General features: G+C 59.7%; 24 protein-coding genes. 11 read left to right on the top strand and 13 right to left on the bottom strand.

Going from position 1 to position 23,203, the window contains the following annotated elements:
* Positions 1-13: 13 nt before the first annotated feature.
* The 3 genes from EK369_RS18370 to EK369_RS18360 form a co-directional block, all read right to left on the bottom strand.
* Positions 14-811 (bottom strand): 3'(2'),5'-bisphosphate nucleotidase CysQ, encoded by a 798-nt coding sequence (locus EK369_RS18370; RefSeq protein WP_127115724.1) that lies wholly within the window; start codon positions 809-811, stop codon positions 14-16.
* Positions 798-2,144 carry a TldD/PmbA family protein gene (locus tag EK369_RS18365; RefSeq protein ID WP_127115723.1) on the bottom strand — a complete coding sequence of 449 codons (1,347 nt, stop codon included), beginning with the start codon at positions 2,142-2,144 and terminating at the stop codon, positions 798-800. The genes EK369_RS18370 and EK369_RS18365 overlap by 14 nt, the downstream gene beginning before the upstream one ends.
* A 118-nt stretch (positions 2,145-2,262) precedes the next feature.
* The gene (locus EK369_RS18360; RefSeq protein ID WP_164727040.1) at positions 2,263-3,768 is read right to left on the bottom strand and encodes a DUF2125 domain-containing protein; all 1,506 of its coding nucleotides are present in this window, start codon (positions 3,766-3,768) and stop codon (positions 2,263-2,265) included.
* A gap of 128 nt (positions 3,769-3,896) precedes the next feature.
* Between EK369_RS18360 and EK369_RS18355 the strand changes: the two genes are divergently transcribed.
* The 3 genes from EK369_RS18355 to EK369_RS18345 are packed head-to-tail and all read left to right on the top strand — an operon-like array spanning position 3,897 to position 6,017.
* The gene (locus EK369_RS18355) at positions 3,897-4,649 is read left to right on the top strand and encodes an SDR family oxidoreductase (RefSeq protein WP_127115721.1); all 753 of its coding nucleotides are present in this window, start codon (positions 3,897-3,899) and stop codon (positions 4,647-4,649) included.
* On the top strand, positions 4,649-5,269 hold the full coding sequence (locus tag EK369_RS18350) for an enoyl-CoA hydratase/isomerase family protein (RefSeq protein ID WP_127115720.1): 621 nt from the start codon (positions 4,649-4,651) through the stop codon (positions 5,267-5,269). The genes EK369_RS18355 and EK369_RS18350 overlap by 1 nt, the downstream gene beginning before the upstream one ends.
* Before the next feature lie 4 nt (positions 5,270-5,273).
* A complete protein-coding gene (locus tag EK369_RS18345; RefSeq protein ID WP_127115719.1) occupies positions 5,274-6,017 on the top strand; it encodes a VOC family protein in 744 nt (247 codons plus the stop codon).
* A gap of 107 nt (positions 6,018-6,124) precedes the next feature.
* Here EK369_RS18345 and EK369_RS18340 read toward each other — a convergent pair whose 3' ends face one another.
* Positions 6,125-6,424 carry an HNH endonuclease gene (locus EK369_RS18340; RefSeq protein ID WP_127115718.1) on the bottom strand — a complete coding sequence of 100 codons (300 nt, stop codon included), beginning with the start codon at positions 6,422-6,424 and terminating at the stop codon, positions 6,125-6,127.
* Between the two features lie 76 nt (positions 6,425-6,500).
* On the opposite strand from EK369_RS18340, the gene EK369_RS18335 reads away from it, so the two are divergent.
* On the top strand, positions 6,501-7,820 hold the full coding sequence (locus EK369_RS18335; protein ID WP_127115717.1) for a mechanosensitive ion channel family protein: 1,320 nt from the start codon (positions 6,501-6,503) through the stop codon (positions 7,818-7,820).
* Positions 7,817-8,971 (top strand): TIGR03862 family flavoprotein, encoded by a 1,155-nt coding sequence (locus tag EK369_RS18330; protein ID WP_127115716.1) that lies wholly within the window; start codon positions 7,817-7,819, stop codon positions 8,969-8,971. The genes EK369_RS18335 and EK369_RS18330 overlap by 4 nt, the downstream gene beginning before the upstream one ends.
* Here the strand turns inward: EK369_RS18330 and EK369_RS18325 are convergent.
* Positions 8,968-9,552: a glutathione S-transferase family protein gene (locus EK369_RS18325; RefSeq protein WP_127115715.1), complete on the bottom strand. Its 585-nt coding sequence runs from the start codon at positions 9,550-9,552 to the stop codon at positions 8,968-8,970. The genes EK369_RS18330 and EK369_RS18325 overlap by 4 nt on opposite strands.
* 158 nt (positions 9,553-9,710) lie before the next feature.
* Between EK369_RS18325 and EK369_RS18320 the strand changes: the two genes are divergently transcribed.
* A complete protein-coding gene (locus EK369_RS18320) occupies positions 9,711-10,139 on the top strand; it encodes a GFA family protein (protein ID WP_127115714.1) in 429 nt (142 codons plus the stop codon).
* A gap of 83 nt (positions 10,140-10,222) precedes the next feature.
* Here EK369_RS18320 and holA read toward each other — a convergent pair whose 3' ends face one another.
* From holA to leuS, 3 genes are read right to left on the bottom strand one after another with little or no spacing between them, the layout of a single operon-like run.
* Positions 10,223-11,248: a DNA polymerase III subunit delta gene (gene holA / locus EK369_RS18315; RefSeq protein WP_127115713.1), complete on the bottom strand. Its 1,026-nt coding sequence runs from the start codon at positions 11,246-11,248 to the stop codon at positions 10,223-10,225.
* Positions 11,245-11,742 carry an LPS assembly lipoprotein LptE gene (gene lptE, locus EK369_RS18310; protein ID WP_127115712.1) on the bottom strand — a complete coding sequence of 166 codons (498 nt, stop codon included), beginning with the start codon at positions 11,740-11,742 and terminating at the stop codon, positions 11,245-11,247. Before lptE ends, holA begins: the two co-directional genes overlap by 4 nt.
* Positions 11,729-14,278, bottom strand: coding sequence for a leucine--tRNA ligase (leuS, locus tag EK369_RS18305; RefSeq protein ID WP_127115711.1), 2,550 nt, complete (start codon positions 14,276-14,278; stop codon positions 11,729-11,731). Before leuS ends, lptE begins: the two co-directional genes overlap by 14 nt.
* 163 nt (positions 14,279-14,441) lie before the next feature.
* Between leuS and EK369_RS18300 the strand changes: the two genes are divergently transcribed.
* A complete protein-coding gene (locus tag EK369_RS18300) occupies positions 14,442-15,701 on the top strand; it encodes a glycosyltransferase (protein WP_127115710.1) in 1,260 nt (419 codons plus the stop codon).
* Between the two features lie 27 nt (positions 15,702-15,728).
* Here the strand turns inward: EK369_RS18300 and EK369_RS18295 are convergent, their stop codons facing one another.
* A complete protein-coding gene (locus tag EK369_RS18295; RefSeq protein ID WP_235871476.1) occupies positions 15,729-16,265 on the bottom strand; it encodes a DUF3576 domain-containing protein in 537 nt (178 codons plus the stop codon).
* Between the two features lie 247 nt (positions 16,266-16,512).
* Between EK369_RS18295 and EK369_RS18290 the strand changes: the two genes are divergently transcribed.
* The 3 genes from EK369_RS18290 (at position 16,513) to EK369_RS18280 (ending at position 18,655) form a co-directional block, all read left to right on the top strand.
* Entirely contained in the window at positions 16,513-17,493 is a 981-nt protein-coding gene (locus EK369_RS18290) for a porin (RefSeq protein ID WP_127115709.1), read from the top strand.
* Between the two features lie 111 nt (positions 17,494-17,604).
* Positions 17,605-18,258: a YggS family pyridoxal phosphate-dependent enzyme gene (locus tag EK369_RS18285; RefSeq protein WP_127115708.1), complete on the top strand. Its 654-nt coding sequence runs from the start codon at positions 17,605-17,607 to the stop codon at positions 18,256-18,258.
* Between the two features lie 73 nt (positions 18,259-18,331).
* The gene (locus EK369_RS18280; protein ID WP_127115707.1) at positions 18,332-18,655 is read left to right on the top strand and encodes a YbhB/YbcL family Raf kinase inhibitor-like protein; all 324 of its coding nucleotides are present in this window, start codon (positions 18,332-18,334) and stop codon (positions 18,653-18,655) included.
* A 74-nt stretch (positions 18,656-18,729) separates the two neighbouring features.
* Here the strand turns inward: EK369_RS18280 and EK369_RS18275 are convergent, their stop codons facing one another.
* Both EK369_RS18275 and ribA read right to left on the bottom strand, forming a co-directional pair.
* Positions 18,730-19,227 carry a L,D-transpeptidase family protein gene (locus tag EK369_RS18275; protein ID WP_206198117.1) on the bottom strand — a complete coding sequence of 166 codons (498 nt, stop codon included), beginning with the start codon at positions 19,225-19,227 and terminating at the stop codon, positions 18,730-18,732.
* Entirely contained in the window at positions 19,224-20,315 is a 1,092-nt protein-coding gene (gene ribA / locus EK369_RS18270) for a GTP cyclohydrolase II (protein WP_127115706.1), read from the bottom strand. Before ribA ends, EK369_RS18275 begins: the two co-directional genes overlap by 4 nt.
* A 162-nt stretch (positions 20,316-20,477) precedes the next feature.
* Between ribA and EK369_RS18265 the strand changes: the two genes are divergently transcribed.
* Entirely contained in the window at positions 20,478-21,164 is a 687-nt protein-coding gene (locus EK369_RS18265) for a response regulator transcription factor (protein WP_127115772.1), read from the top strand.
* Positions 21,165-21,534: 370 nt separating this feature from the next.
* Here EK369_RS18265 and EK369_RS18260 read toward each other — a convergent pair whose 3' ends face one another.
* Both EK369_RS18260 and EK369_RS18255 read right to left on the bottom strand, forming a co-directional pair.
* Positions 21,535-22,164, bottom strand: a complete 630-nt coding sequence (locus tag EK369_RS18260; RefSeq protein WP_127115705.1) for a glutathione S-transferase family protein — start codon at positions 22,162-22,164, stop codon at positions 21,535-21,537.
* A gap of 76 nt (positions 22,165-22,240) precedes the next feature.
* On the bottom strand, positions 22,241-23,059 hold the full coding sequence (locus tag EK369_RS18255; protein ID WP_127115704.1) for a sulfotransferase family protein: 819 nt from the start codon (positions 23,057-23,059) through the stop codon (positions 22,241-22,243).
* Between the last annotated feature and the right edge of the window lie 144 nt (positions 23,060-23,203).

Here is a 23,203-nt window from a genome sequence, read left to right as displayed (position 1 = left end):
CCTACCGGACAGGTCAGAACCTTGGCGCGCTGCCTTTTGACCGCAACTCCCGCGTCAGTTCGCGATGCACGTGCTTGCCCGCCGCCACCATGCCCTGCAGGCGCGGATCGGCATTGTTGAACCGCAGGTCGTGGCCATAGCGGTCGCTGGTCACCGCACCCGCCTCGCGCAGGATCAGGTCTCCGGCTGCAATGTCCCACTCCCATGTGGGCCTGAGCGTCAGCATCGCGTCATAGCGCCCCTCGGCCACCAATGCCGTGCGATAGGCCAGCGAGGGGCGGTGGCTGCGCTTTACGGCGGGCACATCCCTCTGCCAGTGTTGCCGTTCCATCACCGGCCGCGCGGCCAGCACCTCGGCGCCGGTCAGCTCTCCGCGCGAGGTGGGCGTGATCGCGATATCGTTCAGAAAGGCACCCTTGCCGCGATGGGCGTGATACAGCTTGTCGCGCAGCGGCAGATACACCACCGCCTCGGTTACGATGCCATCCTCGGCTATCGCCAGCGAATGCGCCCATGTGCGCGAGCCTTCGATAAAGCTGCGGGTGCCGTCGATGGGGTCAATGATGAACACCCTCTCGGCGCTCTGCCGTGCCGCGCTATCCGCCGATTCCTCGCTCAGCCAGCCATAGTCGGGCCGTGCCTTCCGCAGCTCGGCCTCGAGCATGTCGTTCACCGCAATATCGGCTTCGGTCACCGGTCCGGCGCCGCCCGGCTTGTCCCAGGTCTCGGCTGTCTTGCCGGTGAACCGCCGGGCAATACGCCCGGCTTCCCGCGCCGCCGCAATCAAAAGCTGCAGATCAGTTTCCGGCAAGGGTCAGACCTTCGACCAATACCGAGGGCACGACGCGTGACAGGTGGCTGCGCGCATCATTGGCAGGCACCAGCGTCTTCAGCATATCGCGCAGATTGCCCGCGATGGTGCATTCGTTCACCGCATGGGTGATCGCGCCGTTTTCCACCCAGAACCCAGCCGCCCCGCGAGAGTAATCGCCGGTGTTGGGGTTGATGGTCGACCCGATCAGTGACGTGATCAGCAGCCCCGTGCCCATATCGGCCAGCAACCCCGCCCGGCTCTTGTTGCCCTGGGTCAGCGCGATGTTCCACGTGCTGGGCGACGGCGGTGACGACACGCCCCGCGCGGCATTCCCGGTCGAGGGCATCTCCAGCTTGCGCCCGTTCACCAGATCCAGCGTCCAGCCGGTCAGCACACCGTTCTCGACAATGGTCCGGCGTTTGGTGGCCAGCCCCTCTGCATCAAATGGACGCGATCCGCTGACGCGCGGTCGGAACGGGTCTTCGATGATCGACAGGGTCTTGGGCAAAACCTGATCGCCCAGCGCATCGCGCAACCAGCTCGAGCCGCGCGCAATCATCGCGCCATTGGCCGCCGCCAAAAGATGCCCCACCAGAGACGAGGATATGCGCTCGTCAAACAGCACCGGATAGGCACCGGTCGGCGGTTGCACCGCGTCCAGCCGTTCCACCGCGCGCTTGCCTGCCACGCGGCCCACGTCCTCGGGCGACCGCATGTCCGACTGGAACGTGCGCCCGTCACCGTCAAAATCCCGCTCCATGCGGTCTCCGGTCCCGGCAATGGCCACGCAGGACACGGCCCGGCTGGTGCGCCCATAGCCGCCCGAAAACCCGTTCGAGGCCGCCAGATGCACGGTTGAATTGCTGTAGCCCGCGGTGGCCGATTGCACCTGGGAGACGCCCTTGATCGCAGCTGCCGCGGCCTCTGCCTCGCAGGCATCGCGCTGCAGGTCCGCCGGCGCAGGTTCCGCCGTCGGGTCCGACATTTCCAGCGCCGCGATGTCCCAGTTTGTGGTGATCTGGTCGGGGTCTGCCAGGCCGATATAGGGGTCTTCCGGCGCTTCGCGGGCCATGGCCACGGCGCGTTCCGCCATGGTGGTCAGGGTCTCTGGGCTGGTGTCGCTGACCGACACATTGGCCTGCCGCTGACCCACAAAGACCCGCAATCCCAGGTCAACACCCTCGGACCGCTCGGCCTGTTCCAAAACACCTCCGCGCACGTCGATTGAAACCGAAGTGCCCTGCACCGCCATCGCATCCGCCGCATCCGCACCTGCGCGGGTTGCCGCCTCGAGCATCGCCTGTGTCAGCTTTTCAAGAGTGTCGCCCATATGCCCCTCATTTTCTCCTCACATGAGGTAGACCGCACGGCCCAAACACGCAAGGGTGGCAACGGAAAAGGGCCGCGCCGGATACCCCCGTGCGGCCCTTGAAACCTTAGGTCAGCGGTTACTGAATGCGTTGACCGTTGGCCAGCACATGCCCCGCTTCGTTGATCTCGATCTTCGACGACATTTCGTCTTCGGCCTCACCCGGCACGGTGAACATCGCCATCATCATGCGCGCGCCCATGACCTGTTCTTCCGGCAACAGGCCCATGGCCACCAGCGTGTCCAGCAGCCCGTTGATGCCCTTGGCCTGCAGGTTGACCGCACCCGTCGGACGCGGGAAACCGTCAAAAGTCTGCAGGTCGGTGTTGTCAAAGGTAAAGTCCCCGTCGCCGGTGATCTTTGCCCCCACCATGTCCAGCACGATCTCGCTCAGCGTCAGCGAATTCAGCTCACCCGGTATCTCGTCGCCACCTTCCATCTCTTCCTCGTTCACGAGGTCCTCGAACAGCGTTGCCGTGCCCGTCACCGCCAGCGACAGGGTCGCCGGGTCACGTGGCAGCATGCCACCGGGATCAAAGATTCCCCACAGCATGTCCGAAACCGTCAGCCCGGCCAGCTTAAAGCTCGCGTCAAAGTCCTGCGGCGTGTCGCCCTTGAGCAATGGCATCAGGAAGCCATAAGAGAACTCGTTCATGTTCAGCACGACCGGCAGCGGCAGATCAGGGCTCACCATGTTCACCGCCAGATTGTTGACACCGCCATCGTATTCAAACTCGCCGTCGCCCGCGCGCACCAACAACGTGCTCTTGCCGGTGGTCATGTTGAGGTTGGTCGGCCCCGCGCCTTCATCGGCAGAAAGAACCATGGTCGATCCTTCGCTGGAAAAGGTGCCGCTCATGTTGAACCCCGCCCGGAACGCGTCACCCGGTTCGGCTTCGTCCATCCCTTCGGGCACCAGACCGGCGAAATCCATGGCCATGCCGATGATATCCGCCTTGAGATCAAAGCTGCCCTCTTCCTCGTCTTCGCCGCTTGCAACGATGGACATGCTGTTGATCGCGGATTGCTGCGAGAACTTGACCGTATCCCCGACATTGGCCGCGGATTTTCCGGACACACCCATGGCGTTGACCTTGAACTCCAGATCCTCAATCGGTTCACCGTTCTCGGTGATGCTGTCCAGCACGATGTCCACGGTGTCGGCGCTGTAGGTATAGGTCACGTCGCCCGGATCGCCCGAGGCCACGATATCGGCCCCCTTCATCATGGACAGGACCGTCATGTCGCTGGCGTCGCCATCTTCGGTCACACTCACATGGACCGGAATGCTGTCCTGCATAATCACCCGGACGGTGCCATCCCCCTGCTCTTCAAAGCGCAGCTCACCCATCTCCACGCGCACGTCACCCTCTTCGGGCGCCATGTCAAAGCTCATCACCAGATCACTGACGGTCAGCACGCCACCGGATTCGCTCTCGCTGCCGCTGACCTCGTAACCGACATTGGTCAGCACGCCCTTCCACGCATCCCAGACATCGCGATTGCTCACGTCGGCCAGCGCCGCAGTGGTGGACATCAAGAGGGCCAGCCCACCCGCACCGGAAAATTTCTTCCAATTTTTCATATGCTTTATCCTCTGAAATTCCCTTATAGCTTCGGACTCCTTTCCGGCGGGGTCAAGGGGCAATGGCTGGACCATTTTCATCCGGCGGTTTACCTCTGGGCACAACATGAAACGCGAGGAGCGACACCATGACTGACATGACTGGGAAAACCGTTCTGATCACCGGCGCCAGCCGCGGGATCGGCGAAAGCGCAGCGCGCATTTTTGCCGCAGCCGGGGCCAACGTGGCGCTGGTAGCGCGCAGCGCGGGCGACATTGAGCGCATCGCGGGCGAGATCGGCGATCAGGCCATCGCCCTGACCTGCGATGTTTCCGATTACGCCTCGGTGCAATCCGTGGTCGACGTCACGGTCGCGAAATTTGGCCGCCTGGACGTGCTGATTAACAACGCAGGCCTGGTCGATCCGATCTCGCACCTGGCCACCTCGGACCCCGACGACTGGGGCAAGATCATCGATATCAACCTCAAGGGCGTCTACTACGGCATGCGCGCGGCCATGCCGATCATGATGGCTGCCGGAGGTGGCTCGATCCTGACCATTTCCTCCGGCGCGGCCCACGGCCCGGTTGAGGCATGGAGCCATTACTGCGCCTCCAAGGCCGGGGCCAACATGCTGAACCGCTGTGTAGACAAAGAGGCCCGCGATCAGGGCATTCGCGCCATCGGCCTGTCACCCGGCACCGTCGCCACCCAGATGCAAAAAGAGATCAAGGCCAGCGGCATCAACCCGGTGTCGAAACTCGACTGGTCCGACCACATTCCACCGGAATGGGTCGGCCAATGCCTGCTGTGGATGTGCAGCCCCGAGGCCGACGACTGGATCGGAGACGAGATTTCCCTGCGCGACGAAGACATTCGCCGCAAGGTTGGGCTGATCTGATGATCGAGCTGCAAAAAGAAGACACCGGGCTGTGGATCGTCACGATCAACCGCCCGGACAAGGCCAATTCGCTGACCCACGCCATGCTCTCGGAACTGGCCGACATCGCCAAGGCCGCTCAGGACGCGCGTGGGCTGATCCTGACCGGTACGGGCAAGGTGTTTTCCGCAGGTGCTGATCTGGACGAGGCCCGCGCCGGCCTTGCCACATCGGATGTGTGGGAACGGCTCTCGGGCAACATCGCCGCATTGCCGGGGCTGACCATCGCGGCCCTCAACGGCACGCTCGCGGGCGGTGCCATGGGCATGGCGCTGGCCTGCGACCTGCGTCTTTCGGTGCCGACGGCCAAGTTCTTTTACCCGGTGATGAAGCTCGGCTTTCTGCCGCAACCCTCGGACCCCGCCCGCATGGCCGCCCTGATCGGCCCGTCGCGGGCCAAGCTGATCCTGATGGGCGGACAAAAGATCCTCGCCGATGAGGCGCTGCAATTTGGTCTGGTGGATCGTCTCGTTGACCCTGCGGCTCTCCTCGACACCGCGCGCGAGATCGCCGCCGACACGCTTGCCGCCAAACCCGAGATCGCCACCGGCATCAAGGCGCTCTGCCAGAACGGGCATTGATCCCGTGCGACTGAGCGGCCTGCACCTGCGCGTACCTGACCCGCAAGCTCTGGCGCGCTTCTATGTCGATCACCTCGGCATGTTGGCAGAGGTGCGGGGCGACACCCTACGGCTTGGCTATCCCGGTCAGGACGCGGACCTGGTGCTGCATCCCGGCGGCGTCACCTATGCCCATGCGCGCACCGACCGCTATTGGAAGATCGGCATCACCCTGCCCAACGTGGACATCGCCTGTCAGCAGCTTCGCGATGCGGGCCTTGCCGTCAGCCCACCGCAACAATTCCGCGACATCGGCTACATGTGCCACCTCTCGGACCCCCATGGGTTCGTCATCGAACTGCTCCAGCATGACTTTGACGGCAACCGCCCGGTTTCGGCAGGGGACGCAACCCTGCCGCTTGGCGGGGATGCCCGGATCGGCCAGATCACGCTCCGCACCGGTGACATCGCCACTGACATGGCGGCCTGTGCGGCGCTGGGCATGCGCTGTCTGTCGCTCCAACCGGTCGCACCCCATGGCTTTGACCTGCACTTTTTTGCCTTCACCGACGACAGGCCACCCAACCCCGATCTGCGCGCCGTCAGCAATCGCGCGTGGCTGTGGAAGCGCCCCTACACCACGCTCGAATTTCAGCACGTGGCCGGTCAGGTGTTTGACCCGGTTCCGTCGTTGATTGGCCTCGAGCTCGAGGGTCTGCCCGAACCCCAGCCGGACATTTTTGGAACATCCCTCATTCCGGCCCCCTGAACGCGCCAATTTGTCTAAAACTTTCCGGGTTTTGTTAACGGAAAGTTATGTACAACTTGGAGAGTCGCCCCGAAAAAAGTTGTACAACTTGGTCATTTAACCACACCTTAACCCTTTCGACGCCTGCGCGGCCCGGTGGTTTTTGACAGAAAATCCGGCGGACGTTTCGCCACCCAGCGGATGAATTTCGCCAGTCTCGGATGCCTCCTCAGCGCCTCGATCGTGCTGTATTCTCGCGCCAGCTCTGTCTCGGTCAGGCTGGCGTGAATCTCTTTGTGGCAAATCTGATGCAGCAGCACCGTTGGCCCGTTCTTGCCACCCCTGAGCCGCGGGATCAGGTGGTGCAGGCTTTGCGGGACCTCCGCCGGGATCGGGCGCGCGCAAATGGGGCAAATCGGGTCTGGCACAGCGTTTTTCTTGAGTTCCAAGGGCTTATGAGGCAAGAGAATGACGTGAGTTTTGAGTTTCTCAAGGGGTTTGACGGTGGATCGCACAAAATTGTTGGAACAGGCTCAGGCCTATTTTGAGCAGGGCAGGGACCTCGCGTTAGAGTGGCTGCTCAGCCCCGCCGCGTGGACGCAGTTCGGACTGCTGGTCGTCGCCTACGGTGCCGCCGTGCTGGTGTCGCGGCGTCTGAAACCGCTGCTGGAACGCCTCCTCACACCTCAGGATGATGCCCAGAACGTTGTTGCCAAAAGCCGCAGGTTTCTGTTTATTTTCATACCCTTACTACTTCCTCTCCTGGCCTATGCACTGACCGGACTGGGCGAAACCGTGACCCGCGCCGCCTTTGGCTCGGGTGAGGTGATCGCCTTTGGCAAGCGCGTCTTCATGTTCCTTGCCGCGCGTATTCTGGTGAAGGAAATCATCGACGACCCGCTGTTGAAAGTGCTCGGCAAATACCTGTTGGTTCCCATCGCCGGGCTTTATGCGCTGGGCTTCCTCGACGAAGTCATGATGAAGATGGACGAAACGGTGGTACCCCTAGGCAACCTGTCGTTCTCGCTGTTGTTCCTGGTGCGCTTTGCCGTGGTGGCGGGCGCGATTTTCTGGCTCGGTCGCTGGTCCAACGACCAGTCCGCCGCCTTTATCAAGTCCCAACAGGAAATGCGCCCCGCCATGCGCGAGCTGGCCGCCAAGGCCACCGAGATTACCATATTTGGTGTCGCCTTCCTCTTGGTGATGAACATCATGGGTATCTCGCTCACGTCGCTGGCGGTGCTGACCGGTGTGATTGGTGTTGGCCTTGGTTTCGGCCTGCAAAAAATCGCCTCGAACTTCATCTCCGGTGTCATCCTCTTGCTCGAAGGTCAGGCCACTGTTGGCGATTATGTCGAGCTTGATGGCGGCGAAGCGGGCACCATCGTCAAGATGACTGCGCGCGCCACGATCCTTGAGACATATGACGGGCGTTGGATCGTGGTTCCGAACGAAGATTTCATCACGACGCGGGTCGTCAACTATTCTGACCAAGGTAGCGCAAATCGCTACGAGGCGCCGTTCTCGGTCAGCTATGACACTGATATCAATAAGATTCCTGCCATCGTCGAGGCAGCCGTCGCTGAAAACCCGGACGTTCTGAGTGACCCGTTCCCACCCGATTGCGAGCTGCGGGCCTTTGGTGACAATGGCATTGAATTCGCGGTGGAATTCTGGGTGAACGGCATTGATGACGGGCGTTACAAATACACGTCGGATGTGTTGTTTCGCATCTGGAATGCGCTCAAGGACAACGGTATCGAGATCCCCTTCCCGCAGCGTGTTGTTCACGTCAAGGGCGAGATCCGCACACGCGCGAAATGACATTTGCGCTGGTGATCGGAGGCGGGCCTGCGGGCCTGATGGCGGCGGATGTGATGGCGGCGCGGGGCCTGTCGGTTGTCGTGGCCGAAGCCAAGCCAACGGTCGCACGCAAGTTTCTGATGGCGGGGAAATCCGGGCTGAACCTGACCAAGGACGAACCGTTCGACCGGTTCCTGCAAGCCTATGAAGAGGCCGCGCCAGTGTTGCGTCCGATGCTGGAGGCCTTTGGCCCCGATGCGGTGCGCGACTGGGCCGAAGAGTTGGGGCAGGAGATGTTCACCGGGTCGTCGGGGCGGGTGTTTCCGAAGGCGATGAAGGCCTCGCCGCTGCTCAGGGCTTGGCTGCGCAGGCTTGAGGGCCTGGGGGTCGAGGTTCGCAGCCGCTGGCGCTGGGTTGGGGATGCGGATGGGTTTCAGTTTGAAACGCCCGAGGGCGTGCAGGGTGTTCGGCCTGATGTGGCCGTGCTGGCCTGTGGCGGAGCGAGTTGGGCAAGGTTAGGATCGAATGGTGAGTGGGCCGGATGGTTTGAGACGCCACTGGCCCCGTTCCAGCCTGCCAATATGGGGTTCCTCGTCGACTGGTCGCCACACATGGCCAAGCACTTTGGCGCGCCGGTGAAATCGGTCGCTTTGAAGGCGGGCGATCAGCAGCTGCGCGCCGAGTTTGTCGTGTCATCGCAGGGCTTGGAAGGCGGTGGCATCTATGCCGTTTCCCGGCGGATGCGTGAGGGGCATGCTTTGACGCTGGATCTGTTGCCGGACCTCAGCGAGAGCGAAATTCGCAAGCGCTTGTCGCGGCCCAGGGGCAAGGCGAGCCTGGGCAATCATCTGCGCAAGGCATTGAAGCTGGACCCGGTGAAACAGGCGTTGCTGATGGAGTTTGGACGTCCTCTTCCGGACAACCTCGCGGCTTTGCTAAAGGCGTTGCCGGTGACACACCAAGGACCGCGTCCAATGGATCAGGCGATCTCGACGGCAGGCGGCATTCGGCTTGATGCTTTGGACAAAGGCTTGATGCTGCAAAACCGCCCCGGCGTGTTTGCTGCCGGAGAAATGCTGGATTGGGAGGCCCCGACGGGGGGCTATCTGTTGACCGCGTGCCTTGCCACCGGGCGCTGGGCGGGCCAGCACGCGGCGCATTACGCCGCTTAGCCTGCAGTGAGTTTCTGAAACGCGTCCCGTGCGCGGCAACGTTTGAGATAGGCTTTGAAGTCTTCGTTGTCCGACGGAAACTTGGCCCCCTTTGCCCATGCACCGCAATGGGCGAGGATGATGTCAGGCACGGTAAAGGTATCACCCATCAGGTAGGGCCCTTTGCACCGATCCATGAGATGTTTCAGGTTGCGTTCGTATTCCCACTTGGACGTGTGGCGCACATCGGGGACGCGTTTGTCTTCGGGCAGGATGAAATTGTGCCGGGTCGCAACCCAAAGAACCGAGTCGATCTCGTCTAGGATACAGTTGGTCAGCGCGTCCTGATGTGCCCTCTCGATTGTGCCCGCCGGAAAGGTCAGAGTGCCATATTTATCAGCGAGATAGGTCATGATGGCGGTGGAATCGGTGACAACGTCTTCGCCGTCCTTCAGCACCGGAATCTTGCCCGAGGGGTTTAGCGCGCGCACTTCGTCCGACTGCGGCGCGGCCTTGGTCAGGGTGAAGGGTTGGCCCAGCTCTTCGAGCATCCACATCACCCGAAAGGCGCGGCTGGTGGGGCTTCCGATGACTTCGTACATGATCTTCCTTTCAGCTTTGCCGGGCAGTTTGGCGGCGCAGGTTCAGGACAACAAGTCTTTCGCAAAGTGACCTTGGGGCACATGAGCCTTATTGCCAAAATCTGTCAGGGTGTGAGGGTAAACCCATCCTTGCGGAATTCAATTTAGGAGTATGAGTTATGTCGAAAACCGGATCTTGCCTGTGTGGTGCAGTCAACTACACGCTTTCGGAACCCCCCGTGCACAGCGGCGCCTGCCATTGCAGCATGTGCCGCAAGTGGACCGGCGGAGTCTTTGTCGCCTTTATGGCGGCGCCCAAAACCGTAACGCTGCGCGGTGAAGAACACTTGCATGTGTTCACGTCGTCGGAATGGGCCGAGAGAGCATCATGTTCCAAATGCGGCAGCAGCCTGTTCTACCGTGTCACGGCCCCGGGACCAGAGCAGGGAGTCTATCACTTTGGGCTTGGGACGCTGGACGATGCAGATGGCATTCCGCTGGGGCAGGAGATTTTCATTGATGAAAAACCGAACAGCTATTGTTTTGCCGGTGAGACTAAGAAGATGACCGGGGCCGAGGTCTTTGCGATGTTTGCACCGCAAGAGTAATGGGCCTGACGGCCCATGCCTGCGGCGCGAGTATTTTTGGCAAGATGAAGCGGGGGGTGGTTCTGCCCCCCGAATGTCGCGTGTCAGCGGCGTGCGAGCATCGAGAGGCGCAACAGCATGCGTTCCACCAGCGCCATGGTCGGTGCGGTTTGGCCTGCTGAGCGCAATTGCAGGTCGGTGTCTGTCAGGATGGTCAGCGCCTGCTCCAGCTTGGCAGCACCCCAGCCCTGGGCCTGACGCAGCATGCGGTCGCGGCGGGGGCCGAAAATGGGTGGGCGCATGCGGGCGATGCCTGCCGCTGCCCCACCGGGGTCCGAGGCAGCCGTGTAGAGCGCGCGGAAGTGGCGGGTTGCCCCGATGCACAGCGAGACCGGGTTGGTGCCCTGGGCCTGCAACTTGCGCAGGACCGGCCCCAGATCCGGCGCGCGGCCTTCGGCGACGATGTTCAGGACGTCGTCCAGTTCGGCCTCGGTCGAGGTTGGCGCGCAGTTGATGATGTCCTGCGATGAGACAGCCGTGCTGTCACCGATCTTGTAGAGTGATAGCTTTTCCAGCGTTTGGCGGAAATCGCCCGGGTCCAGCTCGCGCGCAAGATTCGAAAGATCCGTCATGGCGTCGCGGTCGACGTCGCGCAGGCCCGACTTGGCCAAGTCTGCCTCGATTTCTTCGCGGCTGGGGGGATCGTTGTAGATCGCGGCGGCAAAGGCGTTGGGATGCTGTTCAAAGGCCTTGCGAATCTTGGAGGATGCTTTCAGCGAACCTGCCGTCACCACGATCTGTGCGTCGCCTTCGGCCCAGTCTTCTAATGCGGCAAGAATGGCCGGGGCGGCAGTGTCATTGGCGTCTTCGACAAAGGCGACGCGGGGGCCAGGGAAAAAGCTGGCGGCCTTGATGGCGTCCCCCAACAATGCCGGATCTTTGCGCAGGTCAGAGGCGGGAATACGGGTTAGGCGCATTTCCTCTTCGCCTTGTGGGCCGATTAGGGCGGCGATCAGCTCTTGCCGTTTCAGGGCGATGCGCATGGCGTCGGGGCCGTAGATCAGGACGCCCGTGCGGCCCGCGTCCGGTTTCGAGAAATACCGGGCGCCGTCCCGCGCCGTCAGTTTCATGAGGCGTTTTGAGCCGACCAGGCCCACAGTTCGGCGACGATCTGGTCTGTCAGGATCGACATCAGCCGCGCATATGCGTCATCCTGTGCGGCAAGGGTCGCAACGGATGTGCCCGTCGCGGAATAGCCGACATAGTTGCGCAGCTTTCCTGTGGTCAGAACCTCGCCGGATGTCATATCGCGCAGGGCATAGGTCACATCAGCCACGATGTCGTAGCGCGAGGTCACGCCCTCAACCGTTCGCCCGACGCTTTGCTCGTCGGTTTCAACCGAGGTGGTCAAGCCGTACTTGCCTTCGCTGACACGACCCAGACGGTCCTCGAGCTCGCGCACCAGGAGATAGGTTTCGTTGGTCGAGGGTGCGTCGACAACCACCTGGTTGAGCAGATGGGACGAGGCCCCCTTGGCCCCATAGGTGGGTTCAAACCCACAGGCCGCCAGCGCGGGGCTGGCAGCTGTGAGCATCAGGAAGTGGCGGCGGTTATATGACGACATTCACGATCCGACCGGGGACAACGATGAGTTTCTTGGGCTGGGCCCCTTCCAACCGGCTGGTGACAGCTTCGTGGGCCAGGACAAGTTTTTCAACCTCTTCCTTGGGCATATCCGCGGGCACGCTGATTTCCGCGCGGCGTTTGCCGTTGATCTGGATCGGCAGGGTGACATTGGCTTCGACCAGCATGGACTCGTCGGCAAACGGCCAAGGGGCGTTGATGATGAGGCCTTCGCCGCCCAGCATTTGCCAGATGTCTTCTGCGAGGTGCGGGGTCATCGGGGCCATGAGCTGGGCGAGGGTTTTGGTGGCTTCGCGTTTGGCGGCGGCGCCTGCCCTGGATTTGGCGAGCGTGTTGGTGAAAGCGTAGAGTTTGGCGATCGAGGCGTTGAAGCCGAAGGATTCGACGCCAAGGGTCACGTCGCGGATGGCTTTGTGCATTTCGCGCAGGAGGTCCTCATTCGACCCTTGCGGGCCGTCTTCGGCGGTTGCCACTTCGGCGGCGATGCGGTGCACACGGGAGAGGTGTTTAAAGGCGGCTTCGGCACCGGAGGCGGTCCATTCGACGTCACGCTCTGGCGGTGAATCGGAGAGGACGAACCAGCGGGCGGTGTCGGCGCCATAGGCGGTGATGATATCCACCGGGTCCACCACGTTGTTCTTGGATTTCGACATCTTAGCCGAGGGGATGACCTGTACTTCTTCGCCGGTGGCTTTGAGCACGGTTTTGCCATCACGGTCTTCGACATCTGCCGGGTAGTGATAGACCGGGCGTCCATTGTCGCCTGTGGTCTGATAGATCGCGTGAGTCACCATGCCTTGGGTAAAGAGCGCGTCAAAGGGTTCCTTGGCCGACTCCGGCAGGTGGCCGCAGATGTGCATCGCACGGGCGAAGAAGCGCGAATAGAGCAGGTGCAGGATCGCGTGTTCGATGCCGCCGATGTATTGGTCGACGTTCATCCAGTACTCGGCGTCCTCGGCCACGGTCGGTGTTTCCGCACGGGGCGCAGTGAAGCGGGCAAAGTACCAGGACGAATCGACGAAAGTGTCCATCGTGTCGGTTTCGCGCTTGGCCGGCGCACCGCAGGACGGACAGGCGCAATCGCGCCACGTTGGGTGGCGGTCAAGCGGGTTGCCGGGTTTGTCGAAGCTGACGTCATCCGGGAGGGTGATCGGCAGATTCTCTTTCTTCTCGGGCACCACGCCGCAGCTGTCGCAGTGGACAACCGGGATCGGGCAGCCCCAGTAGCGTTGGCGGGAAAGACCCCAGTCACGTAGACGGAACTTGGTCACGCCGGTCCCCCAGCCCGCCTTTTCGGCAAAGTCGATGGTGGCGTCGATGGCGTCCTGACCGGTGGCCTCGTCCAGACCGGCGAAGTGGTTGATCCATTTCACCTTTTGCTCTTTTGGCGGCACAAAGGCTTCGGTCTCGACAGGCTTGGGGTCTTCGAGATCAAAGAAGGTGTCGATCACCGGAAGATCGTATTTACGACAGAAGTCGAGGTCGCGCTGGTCGTGGGCCGGGCAGGCGAAAATCGCGCCGGTGCCGTAATCCATCAGGATGAAGTTGGCGATCCAGACCGGGAGCTCCCAATCGGGGTTCAGCGGGTGTTTTACCTTGATGCCGGTGTCATATCCGAGTTTTTCGGCGGTTTCGATGGCTTCTTCGGTGGTGCCACCCTTGCGGCATTCAGCGAGGAAGGCGGCGAGTTCCGGGTTGCCCTCTTCCAGTTCCTTGGAGATCGGGTGATCCGGCGAGATGCCGACAAAGGACGCACCCATGAGCGTGTCGGGGCGGGTGGTGTAGACGGTGATCGGTTCGGAGCCATCGGTGCGTTCGAACGCAAATTGCAGACCGCGCGATTTGCCGATCCAGTTTTCCTGCATCAGGCGCACTTTGGCGGGCCAGTTGTCGAGTGTGTCGAGCGCGTCGAGGAGTTCTTCGGAGTAATCCGAGATCTTGAAGAACCATTGGGTCAGCTCGCGGCGTTCCACCAGAGCGCCCGAGCGCCAACCTCGGCCACCTTCGACCTGTTCGTTGGCCAGCACGGTCATATCGACAGGGTCCCAGTTCACTACGGCGTTCTTACGGTAGACCAGATCGTTTTCGAGGAAGTCGAGGAACAGCGCCTGTTGCTGGCCGTAGTATTCGGGGTCGCAGGTGGCGAACATGCGCGACCAGTCGAGCGAGAGGCCCAGCGGCTTCATCTGCTCGACCATGGTGTCGATGTTGGAATAGGTCCATTCCTTGGGGTGACCGCCGATGGCCATGGCGGCGTTTTCGGCCGGCATGCCGAAAGCGTCGAACCCCATCGGGTGCAGCACGTTGTGGCCGGTCGAGATCTTGTAGCGCGCAATCACGTCGCCCATCGTGTAGTTGCGCACGTGACCCATGTGCAGCTTGCCCGAGGGGTACGGGAACATCTCAAGCACATAGTATTTTGGCTTCGATGCATCGCGGACGGCCTTGAAGGTTTCGGCCTTGTCCCAGGCCTCTTGCCACTTGGCCTCGATTTCGGTGGCGGAATAGCGCGACATGGATGTCACCTTTCACTCAAACGCTTGTTTGCAAGGGGTGATATGCGGCCCGGGCGGCGTGGTCTAGGGGGTGAAAGGGGTTCGCGGCAAAAAATGCACGACTTTCGCGAGGATGGATTTGCGTTATAGATAAGGAAAAGCCAATTTCGAGCAGGCCCATAAGATGAACGTTCTTTTCATTCACCAGAACTTTCCCGGACAGTTCAAACATCTTGCCCCGGCACTTGTGGTGCGTGGGCACAGGGTGTTGGCGCTGACCTTGCGGGTCAAAGAGCCGACTAAGTGGCAAGGGGTTGAGATCCTGCCCTATGGGTTGCGTCGCAAACCGGGGAAGGGGTTGCATCCTTGGCTGGTGGACTTTGAAACCAAGTTACTGCGGGCAGAAAGCTGTTATGCGGCCGCGGCCCAGCTCAAGGCAAAGGGGTATATGCCTGATGTCATCATTGCGCATCCGGGCTGGGGCGAGTCGATGTTCCTGCGTGATCTCTGGCCCGAGGCGCGGATTGGTCTGTATTGCGAGCTGTATTACAAGGCACAGGATGGCGACATCAATTTTGACCCCGAGTTTCCCAATCGCATCGCTGATCAGGAACCGATCCGCCTGCGGCTGAAGAACCTCAACAGCATTCTGCACGCAGAGGTGGGGGACTTGGGGATCAGCCCGACCGCGTTTCAGGCAGACACGTTCCCCGAGGCCGTGCGCTCACGGATCAGCGTGATTCATGACGGTATTGATACGGATGTCGTGTGTCCCAACCCAGAGGTGCAGTTTCCGGTCGAAGGTTCCGGGGTGCTGACGCGCGAGGATGAGGTCATCACCTTTGTGAATCGCAACCTCGAACCTTATCGCGGCTATCATGTCTTTATGCGTGCCCTGCCGCAGTTGCTGAAAGAGCGCCCCAAGGCTCAGGTTTTGATGGTGGGGGGAGACGAGGTCAGCTATGGGGCGAAACCGCCCAAGGGGCAAACCTGGAAGCAGATCTATATAGACGAGGTGCGCGCTCAGATCCCGGACGAGGATTGGGCGCGGGTGCACTTCCTGGGCAAGATTCCCTATGATCGTTTTATCGCCCTGTTGCAGGTCAGCCGGTGCCACGTCTACCTGACCTATCCCTTTGTGCTGAGCTGGTCGCTGATCGAAGCGATGAGCGCCGGTGCCGCCATCGTGGCCAGCGACACAGCCCCCTTGCGCGAAGTTATCAGTCAGGATGACACCGGGCGGCTGTTTCCGTTTTTTGACCCAAAACAGATGGTGCAGGAGATCAACGGCGCACTGGACGACCCGGACCTGCGTCAGCGTTTGGGAGCGGCGGCCCGAAAACATGCCGTTGAGCGCTTTGATCTGCGGTCAGTCTGTCTGCCACAGCAATTGGACTGGATCGACCGATTGGCGGCGATGCAGCCTGGACGCTTCACGTTCTAAGTACAGAGCGACACAGTCGGCGTTGGATCAGAACTTGCCGTCCTTGATCCGCATTTGCCGCGCGCGTGTCAGAATCGCATCTTCGACAGCTTCGACGGTGGCGGGAGATACCGCAGAGCCATTGCGTGTCTGCATGGCCACCTTGAGTGAGCGTGCGTCCAGTGCGGGGTCGCGGATGTATACGGTTGCCCGATAAGAGCGCCCGCCACCGGGGGGGGTGCCATACCCCGTGATAATCACGCCAGAGAATGGGTCAACCGATTGAACCGGCAGGAAATCCAGCACTTCGAGCGACGCATTCCAGATGTATTTGTTCACCCGCACGGTCACGTCGGAATTGTCGGGCTCAAAAATCTCCCAGATGGTCGAGCCGTTCTTGGTTCCTGTGATTTGATCGTTCTCGATTGGATTGCCGACATTGTCGCGATCCAGATAAGAGCCGCCTTCGCCCGATGTTGTCACCGTTCTGTTGCGACCACAGGATGACAGCATCGTCAGCGCGATGCAGACCGCCAGAATCCCGAGGGTGCCCCTTTGCGTCATTGTACCTGCCCAGTTCGTCATGTTGATACCGTCCTATCCAAGAGGGCTCATTTGGGCAAGGCTATATCGCGTAGCAATTGCGGGCGATTCCCTGCTTGATTGGATTTGGGCGGCCGAAACTGTGGCATCCCTGCACCATATCCTTCGGCTTTGGTTCGATCAGGCTTCGCATGCTTGCAAAGACCCCCTGAAAAAAGCGACAGACACTGCATACCCATTCCGGATTCCCCGGTTTGGGCGCATGAATTGGAAATCCGAGGGAAAAACTATGAAAAAAGTTCTCTTCGCAACGACTGCTCTGGTTGCCACCGCCGGTGTCGCAGCAGCAGACGTGACCTTTGGCGGTTACGGCCGCTTTGGTGTATTGTATTCGGAAGGTGCTGCTGACGAATGGTCGCTGACCAGCCGTTTCCGCCTGATCGTGACTGGCACTGCAGAGTCGGACAACGGCCTGTCGTTCGGCGCACAGGTTCGCTACCAGGCTGATGGCCACGGCGCAACCCGTGACTCGGCCAGCACCGCGTCGGGCCCCGTCCTGACCCCAGGTGGCACCACCACAATTACCGTTGTTACTTCGGTTTCGAATGGTACCGCAGGCTTCAACACCCCGCGTTTCTGGGTAACTTCGAACGGCTTCACCGTTTCGGTTGGTAACGTACTGGGTGCCATCGAAAACATGCCGAACATGTACACCGGTTCGATCGGTCTGACCGGTCTGGGTTACGGCAACGTTGTATACAACAGCGGCGCAAACCCCTGGGCGGCTGACGCATATTCGTCGGGCGGTTCGGGTTCGCAAGGTATCGACGTAATCTGGTCGGGTGGCGCCTGGGGCGTACACTTGTCGCACTCGTGGGATGACCAAGGCAACGCAGGTCGCGGCTTTGACCGTACCGGCCTGGCCGTTTCGTACGCATTCGGCAACTGGACCCTCGGCGCTGGCTACCAAGACGGTGGCACAGGCGACACCGAGTGGGTTCTGACCTCGGGCACAAACTTCGGTAACTGGGATGTTGCATTCAACATCGCGGACAACGCCGGCGGCCTGAAGTACGGTGCTGCGTTCAACTACCAAGCAACCGCTTCGACCTTCATCCGTGGTTACCTGAACCACGATGAGTCGGTTTCGGATGAATACATCGGTATCGGTGTTCACCACCGTCTCGGCGGCGGCACCTTCCTCGAAGGTGGTATCGCTGATCTGGCTGGCACAACCCGCGCCGACCTGGGTCTGCGTTTCTCGTTCTAATTTAGAACAAGAAGCAACCTAATAGAGGGCAGGTCTTCGGACCTGCCCTTTTCTTTTGCCTAAATCTCATGTTCAAGTGCGCCAAGGATTGATCTATTCAAGGAGCCCCCAATGTCGCTTGCCGAAATCACAGCGCGTATGCACAAGGCAGAACAAGCTGCCGGTCGCGAAGTTGGTTCGACACGGCTGATTGCAGTCTCCAAGGTGCAGCCCAATGAACGCGTCGCGGCTGTGTTGCAGCAGGGTCACCGTCTTTTTGGGGAAAACAAAGTTCAGGAAGCCGCTGGCAAATGGCCTGACTTCCGCGAGGAATTTGGCGACATCGAAGTTCACCTGATCGGCCCCTTGCAAACAAACAAGGCGCGGCAGGCCATGCAGTTGTTCGACGCGATCCATTCCGTCGATCGTCCCAAGCTGGCCAACACACTTGCGCGCCTTGCGCAAGAGATGGGTCAATGCCCAGAGGTTTTCATCCAGATCAATACCGGTGAAGAAACCCAAAAGGCAGGCGTGCTCCCTAAGGATGCGGATGCCTTTATCCAAGAATGCCGAAATCTGGATTTGCCGGTGCAGGGTTTGATGTGCATTCCTCCGGTCGAGGAAGAACCTTCATTGCATTTCGCACTCTTGGCTAAAATTGCAGAACGCAATGGGCTGACGGGTTTGTCGATGGGCATGAGTAGCGATTTTGAACGTGCCATTGCGTTGGGCGCAACCCATGTGAGGGTTGGCTCGGCTATCTTTGGCGCCCGGGATTACGGGTAAACACCACAACACAGTTCCTTGAATCCCTGTTTTCTGTAACACTCGGACACGTCAGACGTTTTGGAGTGTGTCCATGCCCCGAGTTTTCACCGCGGTTATTGACCTGACCTTTGCCACCCCGGCTTTGGCTGAATTCCGGGTGTCTTTTGACGACTGGGGTAACATCCCGCTGTGCACCACCGGCAATCCCAACACCGTCGGCAACCCAGGTTTCACCCTCAGGGGTGTTCCCGAAGGCACCACGACGATCCAGTTTAAACTGAAAGATCTGGATGTGCCGAACTACAATCACGGGGGCAGCAAAAAGCTTAAAATCACCAAGGATGGCAAGGTGAAATCCGGAACTTTCAAGTACAAGAGCCCCTGTCCGCCAAGCGGATCGCACACCTATCAGTAGACTGCAACTGCGCGTAAGGGCGGCAAGGTGCTGGCCAAGGCGACCGCCAGCCGAAAGTATCCCAAGTAACGGGTTTAGCGTCGCACGATCAGCCGCGTGCCGGGTGCGGCGCGTTCGGCGATCCAGCGCATGTGGTCGCGTCGCAAGGCAATGCAGCCTTCTGTCGGGTATCCCTTGCGTCGGTATTGATGCAGGAAAATGGCTGATCCCCTGCCGGGTTTGGCCACCGGCCAGTTCCAGTCTGTCACCAAGACCAGATCATACAGCGGATCAGCGCGGCGCAGGTGTTCATGGCTGTGCGGGTAGGGCGCGCGCACCATCTGATTGTAGTGCGCATCGTCGCTGAAATCGGACCACAGATCGTCCTTGCCAATAGGCTGTGCCCAGGGCGTTGGGCAAGCCATTCGATCGGGGCGATAGAGCAGGCCGACAATGTGATGCAGCCCAACCGGGGTGCCACCATCACCTTCGCGTTTGTCCCGAACAACACCGCCCCGGCCAATGGTGCAGGGAAACTTGCGGCCCCAAAACCGTAGCCCCGTTGGGGTCAGGCACAGGTCAAAGACACTCACAAAAGGTGCCCAGACTTGGTGGCTTTGGTGGCCAGATAGGCTGAGTTATGAGCATTTTCGCCCACTTTCAAAGGCACACGCTCGCTGACCTTGACCCCGGCGTTCTCCATCATCGAGATCTTTCGTGGGTTGTTCGTCATCAGGCGAACCGAAGAAAACCCCATTTCCTTCAGTATCTTGGAGCCGATTCTGAAGTCGCGTTCGTCGTCTTCAAACCCCAGGCGGTGGTTGGCCTCGACCGTGTCAAACCCCTGATCCTGCAGGAAATATGCGCGCATCTTGTTGGCAAGCCCAATGCCGCGCCCTTCCTGGTTGAGGTACAAAAGAACCCCGGCACCCTCGGACCCCATTTGCGCCAGTGCCCCCCGAAGCTGCGGTCCACAATCGCATTTCAAACTGCCCAAGACATCGCCTGTGAAGCAGGCGGAATGCAATCGAGCCAAGACAGGTTTGTCTCGTGGCGGGCGTCCGATTTCGATGGCATAGTGCTCTTCGCCGCCGTCCTCTGGGCGGAAAATGTGTAGCCGCCCGGCCTCGGCAGCGCTCATCGGCAGGCGGGCATGGACCACGGGATGCAAAGGGCTGGTGGACGACAAATGCGGCGCGGCAAGATCAGCCGGGATTACCGTCAGCCCATTTTCCAGAGCAAAGCTTGCGGCATTCTTCAGGGACACCAACAAGGCCGCCGGGAGCAAGCGCGCCGATTTCACAATGCGGATTGCGGCGCGATGCAAGTCGGCGCCACCGTCGCGCTGGGTGCTGAGCGGGCCTTTCATGGGCTTGCTCAGATCGTCAGCCGGATCGGCAATGCCGCGCACCCAGGCGAGGTCGGCATCCTGAGGCAGCCTGATACGTGCCAGATCGCCATCATAGGCGCGCGCCTTCAGAGTCTCTGCCCGCCGGCTGGTGATCGTCAACACGGGTTCGGCGCCCAAATCCAGAACGTCCTTTAGCCGCACAGAATCCAGCGTTTCGACCGCAAGAGCCAAAACCGCCTCGCCTGAGCCGGTGATCAGGATGGGCACGCCCATGCGCAGATCGGATCGCGCACGCGCCAGTCGCTCTATGATGTCGGGTGCAAAGCTCATCGGAATCCCTTGGGGCTGAAAGGCCAGATGTAGCCCCCTTTGTCGCAATATGAAACATTTGCCGTGCTGATTACACGACCGCGTGAGAGATTTGCAGCAATTCTTGTCCAGACTGTGATGCCACGCCACATGCTGTTCAGATACACGAAACAGGAGGCCATGATGGCTCAGTTGAAGAAAATCCTCTTGGTGGACGATGACGACGATCTGCGCGAGGCGCTTTCGGAACAGCTCCTCATGACAGAGGATTTTGATGTTTTCGAAGCAGCCAATGGTGCCGAGGCAATGGTCAAGGCCAAAGAGGGTCTGTACGATCTGATGATCCTGGACGTGGGTCTGCCCGATACCGATGGTCGTGAGCTTTGCCGCCTGATGCGCAAGCAGGGCGTAAAATGCCCTGTTTTGATGCTGACCGGCCATGACAGCGATGCCGATACGATCCTGGGTCTTGATGCCGGGGCAAATGACTATGTCACCAAGCCGTTCAAGTTTCCGGTTCTCTTGGCTCGAATTCGTGCGCAGCTGCGGCAACATGAGCAGTCTGAAGACGCCGTGTTCCAGCTTGGGCCGTACACCTTCAAGCCGTCGATGAAGATGCTTATCACCGAAGAAGAGCGCAAAATTCGCCTGACGGAAAAGGAAACCAACATTCTGAAGTTCCTCTACCGTTCAACCGACGGCGTCGTGGCGCGGGATGTGTTGTTGCATGAGGTGTGGGGGTACAATGCCGGTGTCACCACACACACCCTGGAAACCCACATCTATCGCCTGCGGCAAAAGATCGAACCAGATCCCTCGAATGCGCGGTTGTTGATCACCGAGTCGGGCGGCTACCGCCTCGTTGCATAAACGTGGAAAGGAATTGAAACAGTTTTGCAACAGTCCTGTAACAAGGCAACGACATTATTGATGTGGATCAAAGAAGTATCTCAACCGTACCTTTAGAGTGAGATTCAAGACATCCCGCGCATGTCCGGGTTTGATATGCACCTCCCTGTTGGACTCGGCCCGGACATGTTCCGGGCCTTTTTTTGCGCAACGTGAACTGTGGGCCATCCGTTCACGAAAATAACAGGCAATTCACGTGGTGTGATTTGGTCAAGCGCAGGCTAAGTGGCAAAACACTGCGGCGCAAACGATGTTTCGCGCTTTCAAAGTATCAGTACGGCGTCGTTAGTCGGCTGGAGGGCGCTACGGCGTTCCTCCGGCTTATAAAGCTTCAGGCCTTGGCAGAGTCTCGGGCGCCGATGCTGTTGTACCAGCGTTTCAGGTTGGGGTGACCGTCCGTGACGCGTACCTTCACAACGCGGCAGCAATCCACAAAGACAAAGCAGGTGATGTCGGCCATCGTGAACTGGTTCGTGGCGACAAAGTCACGACCCTCAAGGTGTTTGTCCAGCTTGTCAAAGAACAGGCCAAGGCGGCGCAGGCCACGTTCCGCCAGTTCCGGGATCTGGTCGAAATTGTTCGGCCCCGGAATGGCGCGATTCTTCATGAATGGATTACCGTTGCGCAGCGCTTCGGCCATGGCCATGCCGCATTGCTGTTCGGCCTTGGCGTTCCACGACATGATCTCACCGCTTTCGATGGGGGTGGTGCCGATCAGGGCGGGTTCAGGTTTCAGCGCCTCGAGATAGGCTGCGATGCCGAGGTTTTCGGTCAATATCTCGCCGTCATCCGTGACCAGAACGGGCACTGTGGCATCCGGGTTTACCGACAGAAACTCGGGTTTGAGCTGCTCACCCTCGAGGATCGACACTTCGCGAAGATCGACCTCGATCCCCTTTTCGGCAAGAAACATGCGGGCACGCCGCGGGCTGGGCGCGGTGGAGCAATCATAGAAAATCATGCGGAAACCTCATCAGACAACTGGCGTTCAGTGTTGGGCGCGATCCCGGAATTGTCGAGTGTTCCGTTACGGCGCTCTAATCGCCGAGTTTGGCATGCACCTCGTCTAGGTCGATCTCGCCAATCGGGAACTTGTTCGACGGATCTTCAAAGTCATACTTGAACAGGTCAAAGTCTCGCTTGAAAATTTCATAGACCAGATGCATCGACAGATCATCGAAATAGTCTTCGACCGGATGTGCGCGTTTTGGCCCATGCCCCTCGGATTCATTGAAGCGCGGGATTTGGGCCAGATTCACGGCATGTTCGGTTTCGATGCCGTCCAGTACCTCTTGCATCCCCTCGTTGAATTTTTCGGTAAAAAAGATCTTATCGTATGTGCCGCCGTTGACGATAAAGGTCGACACATGACCCGACATTGCGGACCAGTGAATGTCAGGATCCATAGGCCTGCGCCAACGGATCGTGTCGCGGGCGAACAACAGGAACCGCCGGAAGCTTTTGATCTGGTCAAATTCTTCCTTGCCGTCGTCTCCCCCTACCTCGATCCCGTATTTCTGGATCAGCATCGGCACAAGGTTGCCGCGATAGCGCCGCCCATTGCGCTGAATACCGCAGATCTTGTCAAAGAAGGATGAGAGAATGCGGGTATAGGGATTGCGTACGCAGGTGAATGCATAAGAGCTGTGATTGGTCACATTTCTGGTGATCGCTTCCTGACTGTCCTCGATGGCCCATTTATGCATGCCACTGGTCGCGTCGTGGATGTCGCCATCGAAAAACTTACCGTGATCCGAGTAGAACATGATCTGCCCGATTGTCGAGCAGGCACATTTCGGGACCACCCGATAAACCACACTTTCGCTCTCGGTCATCCAAGTGCCGGGAAAGCCCATGAAACTGCCTCCAAATTTTCTGAGACCAGCTTTTGGGTCACAGTTTGATTTGTCCCCAAAAAAGCAAAGAAAGTCTGTTTATTCAACGCCCGTTCACCATTATCTAGGTAAACAATCAATGTGAATTAGGGGTTCTGGTTTCCA

Source organism: Shimia sediminis, from assembly GCF_003990645.1.
In the GTDB taxonomy this organism is placed as follows: domain Bacteria; phylum Pseudomonadota; class Alphaproteobacteria; order Rhodobacterales; family Rhodobacteraceae; genus Shimia; species Shimia sediminis.
The sequence above is the reverse complement of the archived record's forward strand: the minus strand, read 5'-3'. Positions and strand labels throughout refer to the sequence as shown.